This window comes from Gilliamella sp. G0441 (assembly GCF_050589305.1).
Taxonomy (GTDB): Bacteria; Pseudomonadota; Gammaproteobacteria; order Enterobacterales; family Orbaceae; genus Gilliamella.
The window spans coordinates 173,280-191,364 of record NZ_JBNRJF010000002.1; the positions used below are offsets into that span (position 1 = coordinate 173,280).

13 protein-coding genes are annotated in these 18,085 nt (G+C 32.5%); 2 read left to right on the top strand and 11 right to left on the bottom strand.

The genetic code is table 11. The annotated features are described in order from the left end of the window. Window positions 1–94 precede the first annotated feature (94 nt). Window positions 95–1,066: a helix-turn-helix transcriptional regulator gene (locus tag ACKJXD_RS02985; RefSeq protein ID WP_430875478.1), complete on the top strand. Its 972-nt coding sequence runs from the start codon at window positions 95–97 to the stop codon at window positions 1,064–1,066. Window positions 1,067–1,804: 738 nt separating this feature from the next. Then, window positions 1,805–4,786, top strand: a complete 2,982-nt coding sequence (locus ACKJXD_RS02990; RefSeq protein WP_430875479.1) for a DEAD/DEAH box helicase — start codon at window positions 1,805–1,807, stop codon at window positions 4,784–4,786. Window positions 4,787–5,045: 259 nt separating this feature from the next. On the opposite strand, the gene ACKJXD_RS02995 is transcribed toward ACKJXD_RS02990, so the two are convergent. The 11 genes from ACKJXD_RS02995 to ACKJXD_RS03045 all read right to left on the bottom strand — a co-directional run bounded on the left by ACKJXD_RS02995 (window position 5,046) and on the right by ACKJXD_RS03045 (window position 18,080). Continuing rightward, window positions 5,046–6,560, bottom strand: a complete 1,515-nt coding sequence (locus ACKJXD_RS02995) for a tannase/feruloyl esterase family alpha/beta hydrolase (RefSeq protein WP_430875480.1) — start codon at window positions 6,558–6,560, stop codon at window positions 5,046–5,048. Between the two features lie 116 nt (window positions 6,561–6,676). Beyond that, window positions 6,677–7,777, bottom strand: coding sequence for a fatty acid desaturase family protein (locus ACKJXD_RS03000; RefSeq protein WP_430875481.1), 1,101 nt, complete (start codon window positions 7,775–7,777; stop codon window positions 6,677–6,679). A gap of 37 nt (window positions 7,778–7,814) precedes the next feature. Continuing rightward, window positions 7,815–8,909, bottom strand: coding sequence for a sterol desaturase family protein (locus ACKJXD_RS03005; protein ID WP_430875482.1), 1,095 nt, complete (start codon window positions 8,907–8,909; stop codon window positions 7,815–7,817). Window positions 8,910–8,923: 14 nt separating this feature from the next. Next, window positions 8,924–9,532, bottom strand: a complete 609-nt coding sequence (locus tag ACKJXD_RS03010) for a phosphatase PAP2 family protein (RefSeq protein WP_430875483.1) — start codon at window positions 9,530–9,532, stop codon at window positions 8,924–8,926. Between the two features lies 1 nt (window position 9,533). Further along, window positions 9,534–10,826, bottom strand: a complete 1,293-nt coding sequence (locus tag ACKJXD_RS03015) for a F390 synthetase-related protein (RefSeq protein ID WP_430875484.1) — start codon at window positions 10,824–10,826, stop codon at window positions 9,534–9,536. After that, a complete protein-coding gene (locus tag ACKJXD_RS03020; protein WP_430875485.1) occupies window positions 10,823–11,629 on the bottom strand; it encodes an MBL fold metallo-hydrolase in 807 nt (268 codons plus the stop codon). Before ACKJXD_RS03020 ends, ACKJXD_RS03015 begins: the two co-directional genes overlap by 4 nt. Beyond that, window positions 11,622–12,638, bottom strand: a complete 1,017-nt coding sequence (locus ACKJXD_RS03025) for an NAD-dependent epimerase/dehydratase family protein (protein ID WP_430875486.1) — start codon at window positions 12,636–12,638, stop codon at window positions 11,622–11,624. The genes ACKJXD_RS03020 and ACKJXD_RS03025 overlap by 8 nt, the downstream gene beginning before the upstream one ends. Beyond that, on the bottom strand, window positions 12,635–13,633 hold the full coding sequence (locus ACKJXD_RS03030) for a 3-oxoacyl-[acyl-carrier-protein] synthase III C-terminal domain-containing protein (protein WP_430875487.1): 999 nt from the start codon (window positions 13,631–13,633) through the stop codon (window positions 12,635–12,637). The genes ACKJXD_RS03025 and ACKJXD_RS03030 overlap by 4 nt, the downstream gene beginning before the upstream one ends. 161 nt (window positions 13,634–13,794) lie before the next feature. Next, the gene (locus ACKJXD_RS03035) at window positions 13,795–15,390 is read right to left on the bottom strand and encodes a hypothetical protein (protein WP_430875488.1); all 1,596 of its coding nucleotides are present in this window, start codon (window positions 15,388–15,390) and stop codon (window positions 13,795–13,797) included. A gap of 764 nt (window positions 15,391–16,154) precedes the next feature. Continuing rightward, a complete protein-coding gene (locus ACKJXD_RS03040) occupies window positions 16,155–17,000 on the bottom strand; it encodes a hypothetical protein (RefSeq protein WP_430875489.1) in 846 nt (281 codons plus the stop codon). A 249-nt stretch (window positions 17,001–17,249) separates the two neighbouring features. Further along, complete coding sequence (locus ACKJXD_RS03045; protein WP_220217146.1) at window positions 17,250–18,080, bottom strand: carboxypeptidase-like regulatory domain-containing protein; 831 nt, start codon at window positions 18,078–18,080, stop codon at window positions 17,250–17,252. Between the last annotated feature and the right edge of the window lie 5 nt (window positions 18,081–18,085).

The window sequence follows — 18,085 nt, forward strand, 5'->3', positions numbered from 1 at the left end:
ACTTAATTTTAGTGATCAATATTATGATGTAGCATTAATGACAACTGTATGTCATATTTAAAATTCAATCTAAATTATTTTGCAAACAAAACACATGAAAATTAATCGTATAATTACTATCATCATGGTATTGCTTCAAAGAGAAAAAATCAGTGGTAAAGAATTAGCCGAAAAATTAAATGTATCATTGCGTACTATTTACCGAGATATACAAGTTATCGAAGGAGCGGGAATCCCCATTATTACCTATCAAGGAAGTGCCGGTGGAATAAGTATCTTAAAAAACTACAAAATTAGTAAAGGTCTATTCACTAAAGAAGATGTCATTGTTTTATTAAAAGGCCTTAACTTATTATCCTCACCGGTTTTAAAAGAAAGTGAAAATTTAAGAACATTCGAGAAAATAAAGAGTTTTTTATCAGAACAAGAACTTGATGAAGTAGCAAATAACTTAAATCAACTTATTGTTGATTTATCGCCTTGGTTTTCCAAACAAAATATTGATAACAAAATATCTATTATAAGACTGGCACTGAAAGAACAACTGCTTTTATCGTTTGATTATTTAAATATTAGGAATAAACAAGCGACACGTTTAATTGAGCCATATAAACTTATTTTTAAGGAAAAAGAATGGTATTTACAAGCTTTTTGTCTAACTAAAAATGACTTTCGTGTATTTAAATTGTCAAAAATGTCAAACATTAGAGAAACTAACACTAAATTTATTAGGCAAACAACGCCTGAAGCATTTTATCTATTCCAAACGGAGATGAAAAAAAAGATTTTTAAAATAAAATTATTAATAGATGAATCGCTTTTGGAACGTATTTTAGATTTTTGTGACGAAAAAGATATTAAGAAATTAAACGAACAACAATATCTTGTAAATTTTGACTTTATTGATGATGACTACAGTTATGGCATTTTGCTGGGCTTAGGTCATCAATGTATTTGTTTAGAGCCTGAACATATACGTCACGAACTCATTGAACGAGCAGAAAAAATAATTAAATCTTATAAAAAATCGGTCAATTCATTGATGTCAAATTGTTCTATTAAATAACTTATCATCAATGAGTTGTTATGGTAATTCAAGTCCGTAAAAGTCAATTGAGTACTACAAGAAACTAGACCGTTAGCAAAAGCAATATTGGTGTCTGTCTTTTATATATAATAAGTTATAAAGTTTATTACGTACCTCGTTTTCCGTTCCAATTTCAATATCCATAAAAATATATAAACTTATCAAATTCAATAAAATTATATCAAGACTTTACCCTAGTACATATTGACAGATACTAAAAGTATAATTAAGCCCCCTCTTTTCATTATTCAATCGGATATACCTAATTATTCCAATTAGATTCAAAAACATTAAACAAAAACGACTTTTAAAAAAGCCAAAAGATATCGAGTTTTATACTCTTTACATTAGATCTGATAGTTAATATCATATAAGTTTTAACACGGTATAGAATAATAATTATTATCTTTTTTTGTAAAAAAACTCTAAAAATTAAGATATAGATTGTTGTCGAACGACAAACAACAAACCTAATAGTCATAATAAACAGATAACTTAAAGTGTTTATAATTACGGAAAAGCTTTTGGGATATGATGAGGCTAAAGGCACAGAAAACAAATTCTCGAAGCTCTAAATTATAAAAATGAATATATTTACATTCTTCAAAAATTATTGATATCTAACCTAATAGATAACTTGCTAATTATGATAAATAACAAAGTTTATCTACTATCGTAGATGTTTTTTAAGGGAAGCGAAATAATAAGGGATAAATTATGGACAAAAATGCTCAATTTTTTGCCGGTTATTGGCGCAATTCTTTAGTGGATTCTATTTTCGCAAAAGGTGGCTTGGATAGCAAAGACATTGAACAGTTTTTAATATGTGACTCGGTGGTATTGGAAAACGGTCAAATTAGCAGTGAATTAACTCAACAACTTTTTCAAAATGAGCCAGAAGATCGCAAAACTATTGAGGTCGTTTTAAGACCTAAAGTTTATCGAAATATAATTGAACATACTTTTGCCAAAAAAGATATCCCTGAGTTTGTTGTGCCAGTAGCAACCAATGCATTATTAGCAAGAAATGGCAGACTATACCCCTTGAACAATGAAACTATTATATCTCGTGATATTTTAGAGCCACTGGTAAAGGGGTCATTTTCAGTAGGTTCGGTAGATAACCTTGACCGCTATTTAACCTCTAATATTGTGTCGGGTATTAATTATCAGGAAGATGAGCAAGGAAATTGTGAATTAACAGAAGAAGAATATATCGTAGCTTGGAAAACCTATTTAAAAGATTGTGATTCACTGCTTAAAGCCATCGCTAAGGATTGGCTTGAAAGTGATAATACTTTTGAGTCATTAAATTACGGCTATATCATCAAAAAAGATGTTATCAAAAATGCAGCTATGCACATAGTTTCTTTATATGACAAGTTACGTGATTCTACAGATGACATCCCACTTTTTAGCAAATTCGCCTCAATACATTCAACGAAGAAACAACCTTGTTTAGCAGGCAATAGTCTTTTTTCAAAACGGTTGGCTCACTCAGGTGATCAATTTCCTTTAGCAGATGCGCAACGAGATGCATTGAATCATTTGTTAAGTACTGAAAATGGTGAAATATTAGCAGTAAATGGTCCACCCGGAACAGGAAAAACAACCATGCTACTTTCTGTGGTGGCCTCAATATGGGCACAACATGCACTGGATGAAAGTGAACCTCCCGTCATTGTAGCTGCTTCCACCAACAATCAAGCCGTTACTAACGTTATAGATGCGTTTGGGAAAGACTTTTCTATAGGAGAAGGCGTTTTTGCAGGTAGATGGTTACCTGATATTGCTAGCTTTGGTGCCTATTACCCTTCTCGAAGTAAATCAGAGAAAGCTGAAAAAACATATCAAACAGAATCTTTTTTTACTCAAATTGAAACTCAACAATACTATGAAAAAGCAAAACAACACTATATAAATTGTGCGCTACAAGCCTTCCCTGAGTTAGATTTAAAAGATTGCTCTGTCAAAGATATCGTAAATAAACTCCACCAAGCATTAAAAAAAGAAGCGAATAAATTAGAATATATTGAAAAATCATGGCAAAACTTATCCAACCTACGCCAAGAGGTAAAGCAGCTTTATGGAGATTCTCTAACAGATACAAAAAATAAATATGATCAACAGTTACAAACTGAACAAGCAAGCAAAAGTCTTTGGCAAAATGTGGAAACATCTTGGCTACAATATCTTGCGAATGAAAGCATATGGCTTCCACTATTTTCATGGATACCGGCAGTAGCTCAAAAACGCTTATCAAACGCCAAACTTCACCTTAAAAAAATATGGCCGGCCGAACAAAAACAACAATGGCAAACGATAAATAGTATTTCCCAATTTGTTGAAAATAAACTTAACACACTCGAACTAACAATACAAAAAAATCAAAAAACGCTCAAAGAGATAGATCATATTATTTTAAAGTTAAATCAATCTTTGAATGATTGGCATATTGCATTACAGCCTTTGGGTATAACTGATAAAGACCAAGAAATAACATTCACTCAAGTTGATAAGCTTACAGATATTAAAATTCGCTTTCATGTATTCTTACTGACAACCCATTATTGGGAAGGACGTTGGTTAATGGATATGGAAGAGCTGCTTCCAGACCTAGAAAATTGGAAAAGAAAAAATGGTGCTGCACCAACTAAAAAGCGTTGGCATTTACGTATGAAGTTAACACCCTGTATTGTTTCCACATTTTTTATGTTACCTGATAAATTTATCTACACAGGGGCAGAATATAAGAAAAATTACTTATATAGCTTTGCAGATTTACTTATTGTGGATGAGGCTGGTCAGGTATTACCCGAGGTTGCAGGGGCATCATTTTCTTTAAGTAAAAAAGCACTGGTTATTGGTGATACATTCCAAATTGAACCTATATGGTCTGTCCCTCCTAAAGTCGATATTGGTAATTTGCAAAAGGCTAAAATTATTTGCAGTTCAGATATTGAAGAGGAGTATGAGCATCTTAAAAAACTAGGAAAAACGGCATCCTTCGGTAGTGTGATGAGAATTGCACAACAAGCTTCCAATTATCATTATGATCCAGATATGGAGCCCGGAATGTTCTTATATGAGCATCGCCGATGTTACGATGAAATCATTGGTTTTTGCAACGAATTAGTCTATAAAGGAAAACTCAAACCAATGCGGGGTAGCTCACCTGAAAAAGCAAACCTTCCGGCGTTAGGTTATTTGCATATTGATGGTGTCTGTCAAAAGGCCCATACCGGCAGTCGTTTCAATAAATTGGAGGCGACAGTTATTGTGAAATGGCTTGTCGAAAATAAAGACATTTTAGAAAATCAGTATAAAGAACCAATAAATAAAATTGTTGGCATTGTTACCCCCTTTGGAGCACAAGTTGCAGAAATAAAGAGAGTGATTAAGGAGTCAGAATGTGGAATCAACGTTGATGATGAAGAGGATTCATTAACTGTCGGTACAATTCACTCCTTACAGGGAGCAGAAAGAAAGATCATCATCTTTTCAACAGTTTACTCAAAACATGCCAATGGTAATTTTATTGATGATAAACCGAGCATGTTGAATGTCGCAATTTCACGGGCAAAAGATAGCTTTTTAGTCTTTGGTGATATGGATATATTGGATCCTTCTTCAAAATCACCGAGAGGAGTGTTAGCCAAATACATATTCGCTAAACAAGATAATAAATTGTTTTTTTAAATATATCGCTAGAGAAAGATTTAACCAAATCAAACAATGGGAATTATCAAATTATTAAAAGAACAAAAAACTAGCAACTATTGAAATCACTAATATATTAAATATCATGGATGATAGCTGTTAAAAAGGAGTGAAAGTTTCTGGATTGTTTAAAAAGATGGGATTTAATCTAACAGAGCGCTTATAGAAAAAGCTAACTGTTAGATTAAACTTATGTCATTAAGTCAATTTCCAGACCTATATAGAACTACTAAGGCATTTACTGACATTCAAAATTAGCAGGATTATTGGTATTACCCTCACCTTTGTAAACTGTTTTTTGTGGATATGCACATAATGGTCGTTGCAAAGTAAGATTACCATTCTCTATTTTTTTGGCTGTTAGGTTTTTTGGCGGTTGTTGTTTTTCGACCCAATTTACCAGTGATTCAAAACCATTGATCTGGTCTGCACCATCACCACCATTACAATGATCAACGCCAGGTGCCATATAAAGCTTAACAAATTCATCCGTGTGTTTCTGTCCCCCCATTAATTTTACAACGTGATTGTAATAATGAATCGTCCCTTTTGGTGGGATTAAACGATCATCCCAACCATGCCAAATAATCATTTTTCCACCAGATTTTTTAAACTGACTCAAATCTGGATTATCCGTACCCATAATAGGTCTGAATAAATCGACTGATTCATTAAAATAATCGACAAAGCTTTGGTAGTCCATGTTTTTCCAATCAAGATTTGGATTCTGTGCTATCCAATATTTTAGATAATCAACAGGGATTGGAAATGGTTCACTACCAGCAAGTGCCTCTTGCGGTGCGGTTTTTTCCACACCAAACCATAAGGATTCTCCATGTTGATTCGTCGGACCTTGCCAAATTTTTCGTAATGCTATAATTTCAGCATCATTAAAATTATGTTCTTTTAAAAAGTTATCAGAAATTTCTAATGCTGTTGGATCATTGATTATACCGTCTTTAATTCCATCTTGTTCATCAGCTAATTGAATTATTGCCTTTCGTAACATTATAAGTTTATGAGTGTCAATCGGATGCCCTAACTCCTTTTGCATAACAACTTGAGGCCACAATTCAGAAGGGATAAATTTGTCCCATTGAATTGCTGGTGCCACAATATAGATACCGTCATAATCAGCGGGAAATCTTTGCGCCTCCATTAATCCTTGTCGCCCACCCGTTGAACAACCATTCCAATAAGAATAGTCAGCTGGTTTACCATAATATGCTTGAATAATGTGTTTAGTTTTAATTGTCATTTCATGAACACTACGATAAGCAAAATCCGCTATCGTATCGGCTTGTAACTGATCATTCTTGAATACAAAATCACCTTCAAACAGATTCCCACGATGTCCGGTATCTGTTCCCATTGCTGCGTACCCTCCTTGAACTGCAACAGCTAATTCGTCAAAAGGAATAAAACCAGCATATCCCCCTCCCCCAATGGCCTGTAAACGATGATTCCATTGAGTTGGCAACCAAACTTCAACGTTGATCTTAGGTTGAATCACCAATTCAATCCGACAAAGCTGAGGAAGTTGAGATATCTCTTTTGTATCCGCATTGCGCAATGAATCAGCTAAATTAGACGGCGGTGTAAAATGACCGGCAATAAGTTCTGTTTTGATAATTTTAGCATCATCAAATTTAAGGTTTACTAATGCTTGGCAACGTTCGTTATCATTGGCGTTTGCAAAATTGGAAGTACTAAAACAGCTTAATATCGTCAAAAATAATAGACAATGTTTCATTTTTACCTATCTCCCTATGAATTTAATCATTTTTTTTAGATCTCTGGTCGCGAGTATCTTTATAAACGATAGTATCATTTTTACTACGCTATAGTTAGTTAGAAATTTGGTTAAATCTATTGCTGCTTTTTACCCATATTTTTTAAAAATTTTTGTTGGTAATAAAAGAGTTCTGATAAGGTAATATCCTGACAAGGGATACCGTGCTTTTTAGCTATTTGATGAATGATAATCGTTAACTCATAATAGTGACGATGACAAAATCCTGGATAAAGATGGTGAGTTAAATGTAAATTTAAGCCACCAATCCAATACTCAAATAACGGATGCTTTAAACGCCAATTTAGCGAGGTATCAAACGTATGCCTAACTTGACTATGTTGCATTTTTCCGTCTTTGGGAATGGGATAAAATGTCGCTTTAGCCCAATGCGTACCAAGTAATAACATCACAAATATCATTGAAGAGAACATTTGGCTTAGCAAATATATAATCAACATTATCCCAAAGTTTAACCATTCACAGACTAAAATCGGCAAAATAATCGTGATAGTTAAATGTAACATTTTAGGGATAAAAAATAACAACCAACCAACTAGTCCATTATAAGCACCATTTTCAGTAAATTTATTTTTTTCAAATTTAATTCCCAGTCTATCTTGCCAATCAAAGAACCAAATAATTGTAGGAAAGGTCATTGCTGCAATAAAAGGCCAATAATACTGTTGATAACGCATATACCAATGACGGCGTTGATAAGGTGTTTGTCTAAGAAAACCATTATAGTCAATATCAAAGTCATAGTGTTCGATATTAGTATAAGGATGATGTTGAGCAACGTGTCTTACTTGCCAACAATCAGGATCAATACCTAGCGGTATGGTAATAATTCGATTTAGCCATCGATTTGCTTGAGGTGTTTTAAAAAAAACATTGTGTGAAGCATCATGAACAACATTAACCGCTAAAAGCATTGCCATAAAGATAAATAAAAAATAACAGATTACAAAGTACCATAAGGCGTGTTCACACAACAAACATCCGACATAAAACCCAAAAGTTAAAAGGCTCAATAATATTAACTTAGCAAACATACCAACATCTGCATAACGATGATCATGATTATTGATTAAATAATTTGTTGCCGCATCCTGAATATCTTTAAGTAATGCTTGATCTTGCTGATCATCGAATTGTAATGAGGTTAATTTTCGCATACCATTATCTCTCGATAGCTTGAATCTTTGCTGCTAGTTATCTGTTTTTAAACCACATTATTAAAATAAAAATACTGTGCATCGCTATTAGCCACATACATATTAGCCAATAACAAGCACCCCAATGTTGATGTAAAATAAAATAAAGTGGTAAAAACCAACTAACACATAACCAACAATAAATTCCCCAGTTTCTACCTTCTGATACTCCCCCTAATGCTATCGTACCGAGCACTAGAACTATAAATAATAAATATTGATCTAAATTTACATCATGATACCCATATCCATAGTCATAGATATAACAAATAGTCAAGGCAAACAGAAGTAGTCCTCCAGTGACTAAAGCTAGATTTGAAATACAATAACTTCGATTTTCTATCGGACGAAATTTAATGTTAAGTAATTTCATGAAAGGTAGATTATTCGCCCAAAAAGGATTTAAAGAAATTACTCCTGAACTGCCATAATGATTAATTTCATCTTTAGGGTGCGGTGCAAAACTGGCAAATAATTTATCCCAGAAAATAAATGAGCCGGAAAAATTATGATTTGAATAATACTCGTTTTTCAAATGATGTACTCGATGATGCTGAGGAGTGACAAAAATATATTCTAATATTCCTAATTTGGGTGTTAACGCATTATGATTAAAAAATTGAATGCTGTAATGAAACAATGAAACGGCAAAGAAAACAGGTGTTGGCACACCAATAATTGCTAATATAGCAAAAAAAGGAATTGAAGTTAATGAAGAATACCAAGAGTTACGAACCGCTAAAGATAAATTAAAATGCTCACCTTGATGATGAACAATATGCACAGCCCATAAAAAAGGAATTTTATGAATTAAGCGGTGTTCCCAATAAAAGCCTAAGTCCCAAGCTAAAATAGCAAAGATCCAGAGGAAATAATCAGGAATATTTATAAACAAATCAAAACTAAAGTGTGAAAAAACATATTGATAACAGATTAATTCTAAACCGCGAAACAACCATAATACCAAATGACCTGAATTTAAATTAAAAATAATATCTGTCCAATTTACAGTCTGTTTTTTGACAAATTGTAGTATCAAAGCTTCTGCTGTAACCATGATTAACATTATAATGATAGGTACGATTAATTCCATATTCTCAATTCCTTTTATAAATTCATTTCCTTATGTTTTTTCAACCAACAGTGGATCAACCATCCTAAAATGATGGCTAGCGTGATGCCGCCAACTAAATCCATAAATACATGACGGCGTAATTGGATAACTGAAAGACAAATCATTGTCCCCCAGATTATCATTACAATTGTGATTATAGGATGTTTTATATTTAATACCCCACAAACAACAATTGTTGTTAATGAAACGTGTAATGAAGGGAAACAGTTCTGATTGACATCAAATTCAATTAATTGCTGATATACTTTGCTGCTTAATGAAAAGGAAGTATCAACAGGCGGTACCATTATCACTGTAGGATAAATTATAAAACATAAACCTGTTATGAATGCAATTGCAATGAAACTAAAACACATCCAACGAACTTTTGTATAAGGCGCATAAAAAAAGCCAAATGGAATAATCACAAAAAAAGAGAGATATATCCATACAACGTGATAATTAAAAGGTATGAGTAAATCAATTTGACTATAATTTATTAAAGTAGGCTTACCTTGTAAAAGAAGCGAGCCACAATAAACTAAACCAACACAAGTCCATCCACTTACTAAATATGCTAAACGTTTAAGTAGCTCACTCATATTAATGCCTTTGACGAATTATTCGACGACGCTTTAGCAAAAACTGGTTAAATTCATCGGGAAGTTTGTTAACAGCATTGATATTCCAACTTAAATGTTCAGTATTTGCTCCTTGCTGCTCAAAATGTTTCATTAGTTGGTTTTTTAACTTTTCTAAATACAGTGATTCACAGCATCCAATCAATTCGAAAACAGTTGATGAGCGTTGTATTAAGCGATAATCACAAGTCAAGGGTAAGGTGTTTGTAATAATACGACTACAATAATCTGCGAAGATGGTGATAGGTTTTCCCTGCCCGTCATTTAAAATGATCTGATCATCTTGACGCCCTTCAATATGTGAAATTGCCATGCCTTGACGACCGCAAGAACAAGGTTCTTTTCGTTTTACTAACACATCATTTAAGCGATAGCGAATTATAGGCTGAGTTTGTCGAGTAAAATCAGTAATAATCGGAATAAAACGCTCTTCATCCAGCCATTCTTGTTCAACAAGTAAAAACTCTTCATTCAGATGTAATACACCATTAGGACAAGTTGACCCTAAAAATCCCTCTGTTGCCTGATACACTTCACCAATCCGTTCAAATGCTTTTTTCAAAACCTGCTTATCTTGAGGTTCCAATACTTCGGCAACTGAGATGACTTGATATGGATTTATCGGTAAATTTTTCGCTAGTTTTTCGTGTGCAATTGTTGTTAGAACTTGAGCCGGTGCGACAATAATAGTCGGTTTAAATTCTATAAGGGAAGACAACAATAATTGAAAATTTTCAAATAGACCAAAATATTTTAGCGTTAGCCAACGATTATTTACACTTTGATAAAGATTATTATCTGATCTTAAAAATAAAGCAACTCGCTCTTTAGCCATAAGTCCACGAGGTAACATTTTGGCAAGCATTCCCCCAGCCCAGATTGATTGCTCTTTAGGACTAACCACAAAGACTCCTCGTTGACCTGAAGTACCAGATGAAAGACCAACACTAAATTTCCCTACTTTTGGACTAAAATCCTTTGAAGATTCGCTCTCAATTGCGCAAGCTATCAACTGTTTACATTTGAGTTGAGCAGTATTCATATCATCAAAAAACGTCATCATGATTTGCTTATCCATCAAAGGCCATTGCTCTAAAGGAAGATCAATAAAACGTTTAAAGTACGAACTTTTAATTAATACTTTATTTTTGAATTTTTTCCATTGCTTTAATTGGTAAGCTTCCAACGCTTGACGAGTTTTAAATTTTAACCGCTTAGTTTTAAAATAAGACCATAACAGGTTAAATAAACTCATAAATATCCCTCATGGCTTAAATAAATGGTCACATTTGGATTAAGTGATAATTGGTTAAGTTTGGACAACGTTTGATAATAGGCAATGGGATCATCCATAATAAAATTAGCTAATTTTGCCGGTCCTTTAAGTTGCTTATAATTGGCGGGTGTCCATGCTGCATCACTTGCTAATAGTATCCAACCTTGATCCGTTTCAATAAATGCACCAATATGACCAATTGCATGACCTGGTAAATCAACTAGTATTATCTGTTTTTGACTATTGGGTACGATATATCCTTCTGTAAATGGAGCTAAATCCAACGGTAAATTACATTTTTCAAAGCTTTCGATAAACGTCAGTTTTTGCTCAAAATTATCAGGTATTAAATCTGGCACAAAGCCTTGCATTAAAGCAGAAAAACCTCGTAATGTTTTAATCTTTTGCCATCCTTTGTGTGAGCATATGAATGAACTAAACGAAAAATCTTTTAATCCAGCAATATGATCGCCATGAAAATGGGATAATATAATATGCTCAATACTTGCTAAGTCGATACCGTTAGATAAGAATTGTTGTTTTAAAGATTCCCCTTCATTTAAATAAACAGGAGTAACTTTGCGGTAAAGCTTGAAAATACCTGATTGAGTATAACGTTCAAAATGGTCAGCATAACCAGTATCCCATAACCAACGATGCACGCCTATTTCGATTAGCCAAGCACGCGCTGGAAATTTACAAACATTAAATCCTGCCCCTTTTTGAGCCATACAAGCCAGATGGGTACAATAACCTGCTTCAAATGTCGTCACTTTAGCCATTCAAGTCATCCAAATTGTTGCGTAACCAATTAGCGGTTATTTCAAAGCCTTGATTTAGAGTATACATTGGTCTATAGCCAAGTCGATTTATTGCTTTTTGTTGGTTCAGCGTCATATCAAAATAAATGGTACCGACACTGTATCGAGTTAACAACGGTTCCTGACCAGTGAATTTAGAACTCAATTCTAATACAGTCGCAATACTATACAAAAAAGAATATGGTATTGATCGGATGTTATAGTCCATTTTAAGATTATCTTTGAATAACTTTTCAGTCATTTCATAAAGATAAGAAGGTTGCTGATTACTGATATTAAATACTTCACCGGATGACAAAGAATTATTAGTTGTTGCAAGAAATAAAGCATAGACAACATTCAGAACAAAAGTTAGGTCTATACATGCTCGTCCCCCATTGGGTAACGGTAAAACACCATTACGACTTTTTATTTGAGCTAAAACTCTAGGGAATACGACTCGGTCATGTGGTCCAAAAATGCCTCGAGGTCGTAAAATAAGATAAGTCGTATTAGGAAAATTAATTACATTTTGCTGAATATTTTGTTCGGCCAAATATTTTGTTGCAGCATAATGGTTTACAAATTTATTTGCCAAATAAGTTTCAGGAATATCGATATGTGATTGGAAATCAAAATAGATAGAAGGCGTTGATACGTGTACAAATCGTTTAATAGCCAGTTTTCCAGCCCAATAGGCTAATTTAGCTGTCACAGCCACATTTGCCTGATAAAACCATTTATATTTACCCCAAGGTGATGAAAGAGCGGCACAATGCCATATAATATCACAATCTTTCAATAAATTACGCAAATCATGTTCGTCGGCATCAACTAAGTCAAGTTCAGTAAAACGTGCTCCCAAGTCCATAAGTTCTCTTCCTACAAACTTATTCCGACCAGTAGCATGAACTTCAAAACCCTGTTTTAAAAGCCATTCAACAGCATTTCGGCCTAAACCACTCGTAGCTCCGGTAACAAGAAATCTCATGGTAATAAAATCATTCCACCTAAAGTTAATCCCGCTGCAGTACCTATAAGCATGACAGGTAAGTCAGCTTTAAATCGTTCAGTAATGATAGCTTCATGCAAAGCACTTGGTATTGATGCTGCCACTTGATTGCCTCTATAACGATATATATTGATTATTGTTTCTTCTGAAAGATTTAATCGTTTTCGCATATGTTCTAAAGAAAGATGGCTTGCTTGATGAGGTATTACTGTCGCAATGTCATTTATTGACATATCTGCCAAAGCAAGTAAACGTTCAATGAAAGGTTCTACAATTGCAGATGCCATTTTAAACAATGGTTTACCTTGCATATGAAATAATAAATCATCATTTTCTAAACCAGTATGAAAGTTACAGCGTGTTCCTCCTGCTCTTATTTCACAATAATTTATACCGTCTGTATATGTTTCTAGAAGATAACTTATTATTCCACTTTGCCCATCACCTTTTTCCACAACGACACAAGCTGCCCCATCGCCAAAAATAAATGACGACTCTTCATCTTGCCAATCTAAGCCTCGTGATGCCAAATCAGCAGATACAATGACAATACGTCGATAAGTATTAGAATTCAATAAACTGGCTGCGATATTTAATGCAGCGAGAAAACTAACACAACTAACGTTTATATCTAAAGTGGCAATACCTTGTGGTAAACAGCTCGCTTGTAAAATATGAGATGCAGTATATGGAAGGGCTTGAACAGGTATAGCGCTTGCAGAAATGAGTAAATCGACCGAATCTGGAGAAATCTGGTGACAATTCAAAGCATTAGCAATAGCTTGTGCCGCCAAGTCTGATTGTTGAATTTGCAAATCCGCATGATATCGATACTCTATACCAGACCTTTTGTAACAATAACCAATTGACTTATTAAGCTTTTTATCAATTTGTTCTGATGTTACTTTCAGATTAGGCAAAGCTATCGCTGTAGCAATTATTTTTACAGGCAAAAATTCAAAATTCTTTTTCATAACTGATTATTACTTTTTAAATTAAATCATTTATTTTGTCACCTAAGACATCATAGTATCTTGAATCAACAATGTAAATAAGTTTCTTGAACGTAACTATATCAAAAATATATAATTGTTTTGTATAAACTTTTATTTGAATTCATTTAACAGAGGCTTATTTATTCGTTTATTAAAAAAGGATATGCTCTCATAATATCCCATTGCCATTTATAAAATGAATTCATTTGCTTTTCAAATTTACTTGATACTTCTTCAAAATTAAGTTTATTATTTTCATCCTTCATATTTTTAAATTTGTACGTATAATCCATTGCATTATCAGTATAACCTTGATAAAAAGTATAATGTTTAGGTTGAATGAGAGCATTAGTTATCGGAAAATCAACATTGAACCAACTAAATGTACGTAACACTCCAGGTTTTGCTTCTTCAGTATCAAATATATGTTCTAAATATAATGCATGACCTACTTCATGAATAATTGTGTGATTTTTGTTTAATGCATTTTTAAAAAAAATAATATCCGCACGATTTGATGGCTTACTTGGGAAAACTTTATTTTCAAGAATAAGACTTTTATTTTTGTCAAAGCTTGTTACCCCATTAACTATACCAAAGTAAGGTTTTAATGTGGTTAAAAAAGTTGGAATAATATCTTCATGTTCATAAAAATTTGGCGTATTGTTTTTTTGTTCTGAATTATTAATTTTTGAAATCTCATCATCGTAAATATGGTTCAATTGGATTAAAAGTCCCCTTACAACTGAAAATCCTAACAACTTATCATAATCACCATTCATAAATTTTCGATCTTCAATTTGCTTAAAAAAACCGTCAACGTAGTCATCTTGTTGATTTTTTAACGCCAATAAATCAAGTTCCTGAACAATTATTTCAGGCTGTATTAGTGCTTGATTAAATGCATGACGTTTCAATAAATTGCTTAGTGATATGATTTGATCTATCGGTCGGATCTTATTGCCTTCGTCATCACGTTCTGTTATTACATCGATTATACCAATTTTCATTTTAGGTACATGGCTATTTTTATAAACCATAAGTTTACCAACTTCTACCTTGCATTGACCTAATTTAGCAAATACTTTTATCTCTTCATGTTCTTTTAGTAAACCGCCATGACAAATGACATTTACGGCATTTTCAAGTTCATAATAATTGATCTTTGCACTACCAAACTCATTTAGATATCTCGTTTTACGCTTTGTTTTTAAAAATTCTGATATGGGAATTGTTTTCGGTTTTATTTTTAAAAAAGGATTATTTGATTCTAAAATAATTTCAGTTTCATCGTTATGAATCACATCAATTTCATCTAATTGCAAGTTTAAATCAACACCTTTACTATGCATATTAGAAGCAGCATTGGATTTTACTCCGCAAGCAAAAATGGATAGCCAAGCAGGATAGTAATCCTTTTTATAAGGTTTTATGGGATTTTTTACATCTTTCAAATATTCTTGACGAATTCGTAAAGGTTCAAGACATACGGGTAAGTATTTCCCCAAATTCACTCCAAATCGGTTATAAACCATTTCAATCGGATAGATATATTCATCTCGTAACCAATCAAACCCATATTCACCATCATAGGGAACATTATTTTTTTGCTTAATGTTGTCAGGTCTTCTGAAATTAATGATAAATTTTTTTAAACAACTTGAAGACGGGGTTTCCACGGCTGAACTGGCTTTGGGGAAATCACAAATTAATTTTTTTCCTGGTTTTTTTAGCATTAAAAATCTTCCTTTATTTCACCAAAACTTTATAACATGCTAATTTTATATAAGCTTTTAGAAGGAAAATTTCTATTTGCGAAGACTATATTATCTGCGTTTACCTATTATGAAATTAATTCAAATATTTTCTATTTTAATCAGTTTGGCAAATCAACATTAATTTCAATTAAATTAACCGTATATGTAAATAATTTTACCTATTGATTTAAAATATAAAATATTATCATTTATTCAAAAATCATTACTAAACTACAAATTTTTTATTTCAATGGTAAAGTAAATTACCATCAAATCTATTATCCCTATATCTAATTCCAATCCCTGTTTGAATCCATATAACTTCTTTTTACTCATTCAAAAACCAATAAACATTAGCATACAAATATTTAATAAAATATAAATAGCTAAACATAAAATAATATTATTTTTTCAATAGTCAATGTTTTTGTTATCTAAATTAGATATATTTTTACTTTTAAGTTAAATTAACGCACATATTTGTTAATACAATGTTTTAAATATAAAACAAATAAATATATTGCATTGTATTTTTATTTTTTATAGAACTTCATGAGAGATAACCGCATTTGATTCGAATGAACTTAATACGTTAACAATTAAAAGATGAACAGTGATAAAACTTAATTTAGCTAAGTAACAATTTCTATGTATGCTCAATGATAAAAACAGCCTCGTGTTGAGGCTAATTTATTATTTAATTGATTAATTTGATTTATAAAAAATACTCTATATTCTTTGGCTCAAACCTTAATATTATCTATAACAGCGGCATTTTTATTACCGGTTGTTTGATCAAAGGCTACAGCATAATATTCATGATTAGGTCTTATTCTTAAACTCACTTGCCCATTTTCATCTGTGGTATAAGTCGTCATGACTTCTCCCGTTTTTCTTAAACAAAGCTGAATTTCGCAATGCGATAAAAGGTTACCCTCTTCATCTTTTACTTGTGCGACGACATCTTTACGATCAACAAGCCAACTAATAATATCATTGACAATCTGTATTGCTTCTTCCGTTAAGGGGCGGCTAAAAGGAAAACCGATAAAAGCACAATCGCTACCAAAAACTTCACCATTGACATTCAAACTGCCTTGGCGGAATATGGCAGTATTAATATAATAAACACCATTATACATTTGATTGACTGATAAAATTTCAATTCCATACTCTATTTTTAAATCTTCTATTATCATAAACGTGTCACCGCTATTGATAATTGCGCCTGTTTCGATTTTTTTATCACAGGTTAATACGTCGCTAACATTGATTATCCTATTTAAATTTCCACTTGAATAATACATAGGTTTTTTTGCCATTCCCAGTGACATAATACTACCCGTACTATTTCTGGTTCCACCCGCTATAACTGGAATACCCTTTTTAGAGCAGTTTTTAATGCAAAATGATGTGGTATATTCTGTTGCATTACGATAATCCATAATTAGATCGAATGTCGATAAATACTGTTCATTGTAATCTGTCGAGCTTGCTATACAAAAAGTAATGTCATGATAGGGATTTAGTGCATCTATCATTGATTGCACTCTTATAAGTTCTTCACTGCATATAACAATTTTGGCCATGTTGACCTCCTGAAAAACGTAATTATAAAATTTAAAAGATTGATAAAAACAATTAACCATTCATTGAAAATCTATTATTAGCATGTACAAGTGATTTTTAGTTCTAAACGTCGTTTTAATATCATGATAAAATGAATGGTTAAATTGAGATGATATAATTGGTTAGAATTTCGGTTTTAAGTATTATTTAAAATTATTTAATAGGTTAATTTTATGGGATTTATATTGATATGTTATTATTATGATTAATCAAACTTTGATATTATCTATAATTACTGCATTTTTCTTACCATTATCTTTATCAAATGCAATGACATAGTAGCTTTGTCCAGAAAATACTTCAGCAGAAAATAAACCGTCTTCATTACTTGTTATTTCCGAAACTAATTCTCCTGTTTTCTGATCATATATTTTTACCTCTCTTGAGATTGGTTGATCTGTTTCATCCACCACTTTCCCCGATAGGGTTGTATAATTCTGAAAACAAAAATTGATAGCATTATCGAGCATTTTTATCGCATTTCTTGTTAAATATTCACGATCTAAGAATGACATAAAAATACAATTTGCGCCAAAAGTTCCCCCATATTTATCGACCGTTCCTTTTTTAAATTGTGCACAAATGATAAAATCATCACGGTCATGATACAAGGCGCACAGTGCTTCACCCCCAGGTGCCATTGAAGAAAGAGGAAAAGACGTACACCATGTTGGTTTCAAATAAGGGGCACAACCCAATTTAGGGATCTTTTGTGTTATTAAAGATATTTTTAATGGTCTTAAGTAATTCCAATCACGAACTTGATGTTCATTTTGATCAAACATACCTAAATCTTTACCTAAAGAAACTGACGATGAATTTCCTTCCGCTACAATTGCAGGAATACCATTATCCACACACTGTTTAATTACCTCTTTACGCGAATATTGGTTTGTTGATACGATTAAATCGTAGGTCATCAATTGATTATAAGTTATATTGTCATCTATCAGATAATCAACTTGGTGACCTAACCCTTCAAATACATTCTTGATGTCTTGTCGAGAGGTGCTATTAGATATAATTGCTATTTTTGCCATAATTT

Excerpts from the sequence above, each read along its gene's own strand:
- ACKJXD_RS02985 (WP_430875478.1), top strand. The coding sequence starts at position 95 with ATGAAAATTAATCGTATAATTACTATCATCATGGTATTGCTTCAAAGA.
- ACKJXD_RS03000 (WP_430875481.1), bottom strand. The coding sequence starts at position 7,777 with ATGCGAAAATTAACCTCATTACAATTCGATGATCAGCAAGATCAAGCA.
- ACKJXD_RS02990 (WP_430875479.1), top strand. The coding sequence starts at position 1,805 with ATGGACAAAAATGCTCAATTTTTTGCCGGTTATTGGCGCAATTCTTTA.
- ACKJXD_RS02995 (WP_430875480.1), bottom strand. The coding sequence starts at position 6,560 with ATGAAACATTGTCTATTATTTTTGACGATATTAAGCTGTTTTAGTACT.
- ACKJXD_RS03020 (WP_430875485.1), bottom strand. The coding sequence starts at position 11,629 with ATGGCTAAAGTGACGACATTTGAAGCAGGTTATTGTACCCATCTGGCT.
- ACKJXD_RS03005 (WP_430875482.1), bottom strand. The coding sequence starts at position 8,909 with ATGGAATTAATCGTACCTATCATTATAATGTTAATCATGGTTACAGCA.
- ACKJXD_RS03030 (WP_430875487.1), bottom strand. The coding sequence starts at position 13,633 with ATGAAAAAGAATTTTGAATTTTTGCCTGTAAAAATAATTGCTACAGCG.
- ACKJXD_RS03015 (WP_430875484.1), bottom strand. The coding sequence starts at position 10,826 with ATGAGTTTATTTAACCTGTTATGGTCTTATTTTAAAACTAAGCGGTTA.
- ACKJXD_RS03045 (WP_220217146.1), bottom strand. The coding sequence starts at position 18,080 with ATGGCAAAAATAGCAATTATATCTAATAGCACCTCTCGACAAGACATC.
- ACKJXD_RS03025 (WP_430875486.1), bottom strand. The coding sequence starts at position 12,638 with ATGAGATTTCTTGTTACCGGAGCTACGAGTGGTTTAGGCCGAAATGCT.
- ACKJXD_RS03010 (WP_430875483.1), bottom strand. The coding sequence starts at position 9,532 with ATGAGTGAGCTACTTAAACGTTTAGCATATTTAGTAAGTGGATGGACT.
- ACKJXD_RS03040 (WP_430875489.1), bottom strand. The coding sequence starts at position 17,000 with ATGGCCAAAATTGTTATATGCAGTGAAGAACTTATAAGAGTGCAATCA.
- ACKJXD_RS03035 (WP_430875488.1), bottom strand. The coding sequence starts at position 15,390 with ATGCTAAAAAAACCAGGAAAAAAATTAATTTGTGATTTCCCCAAAGCC.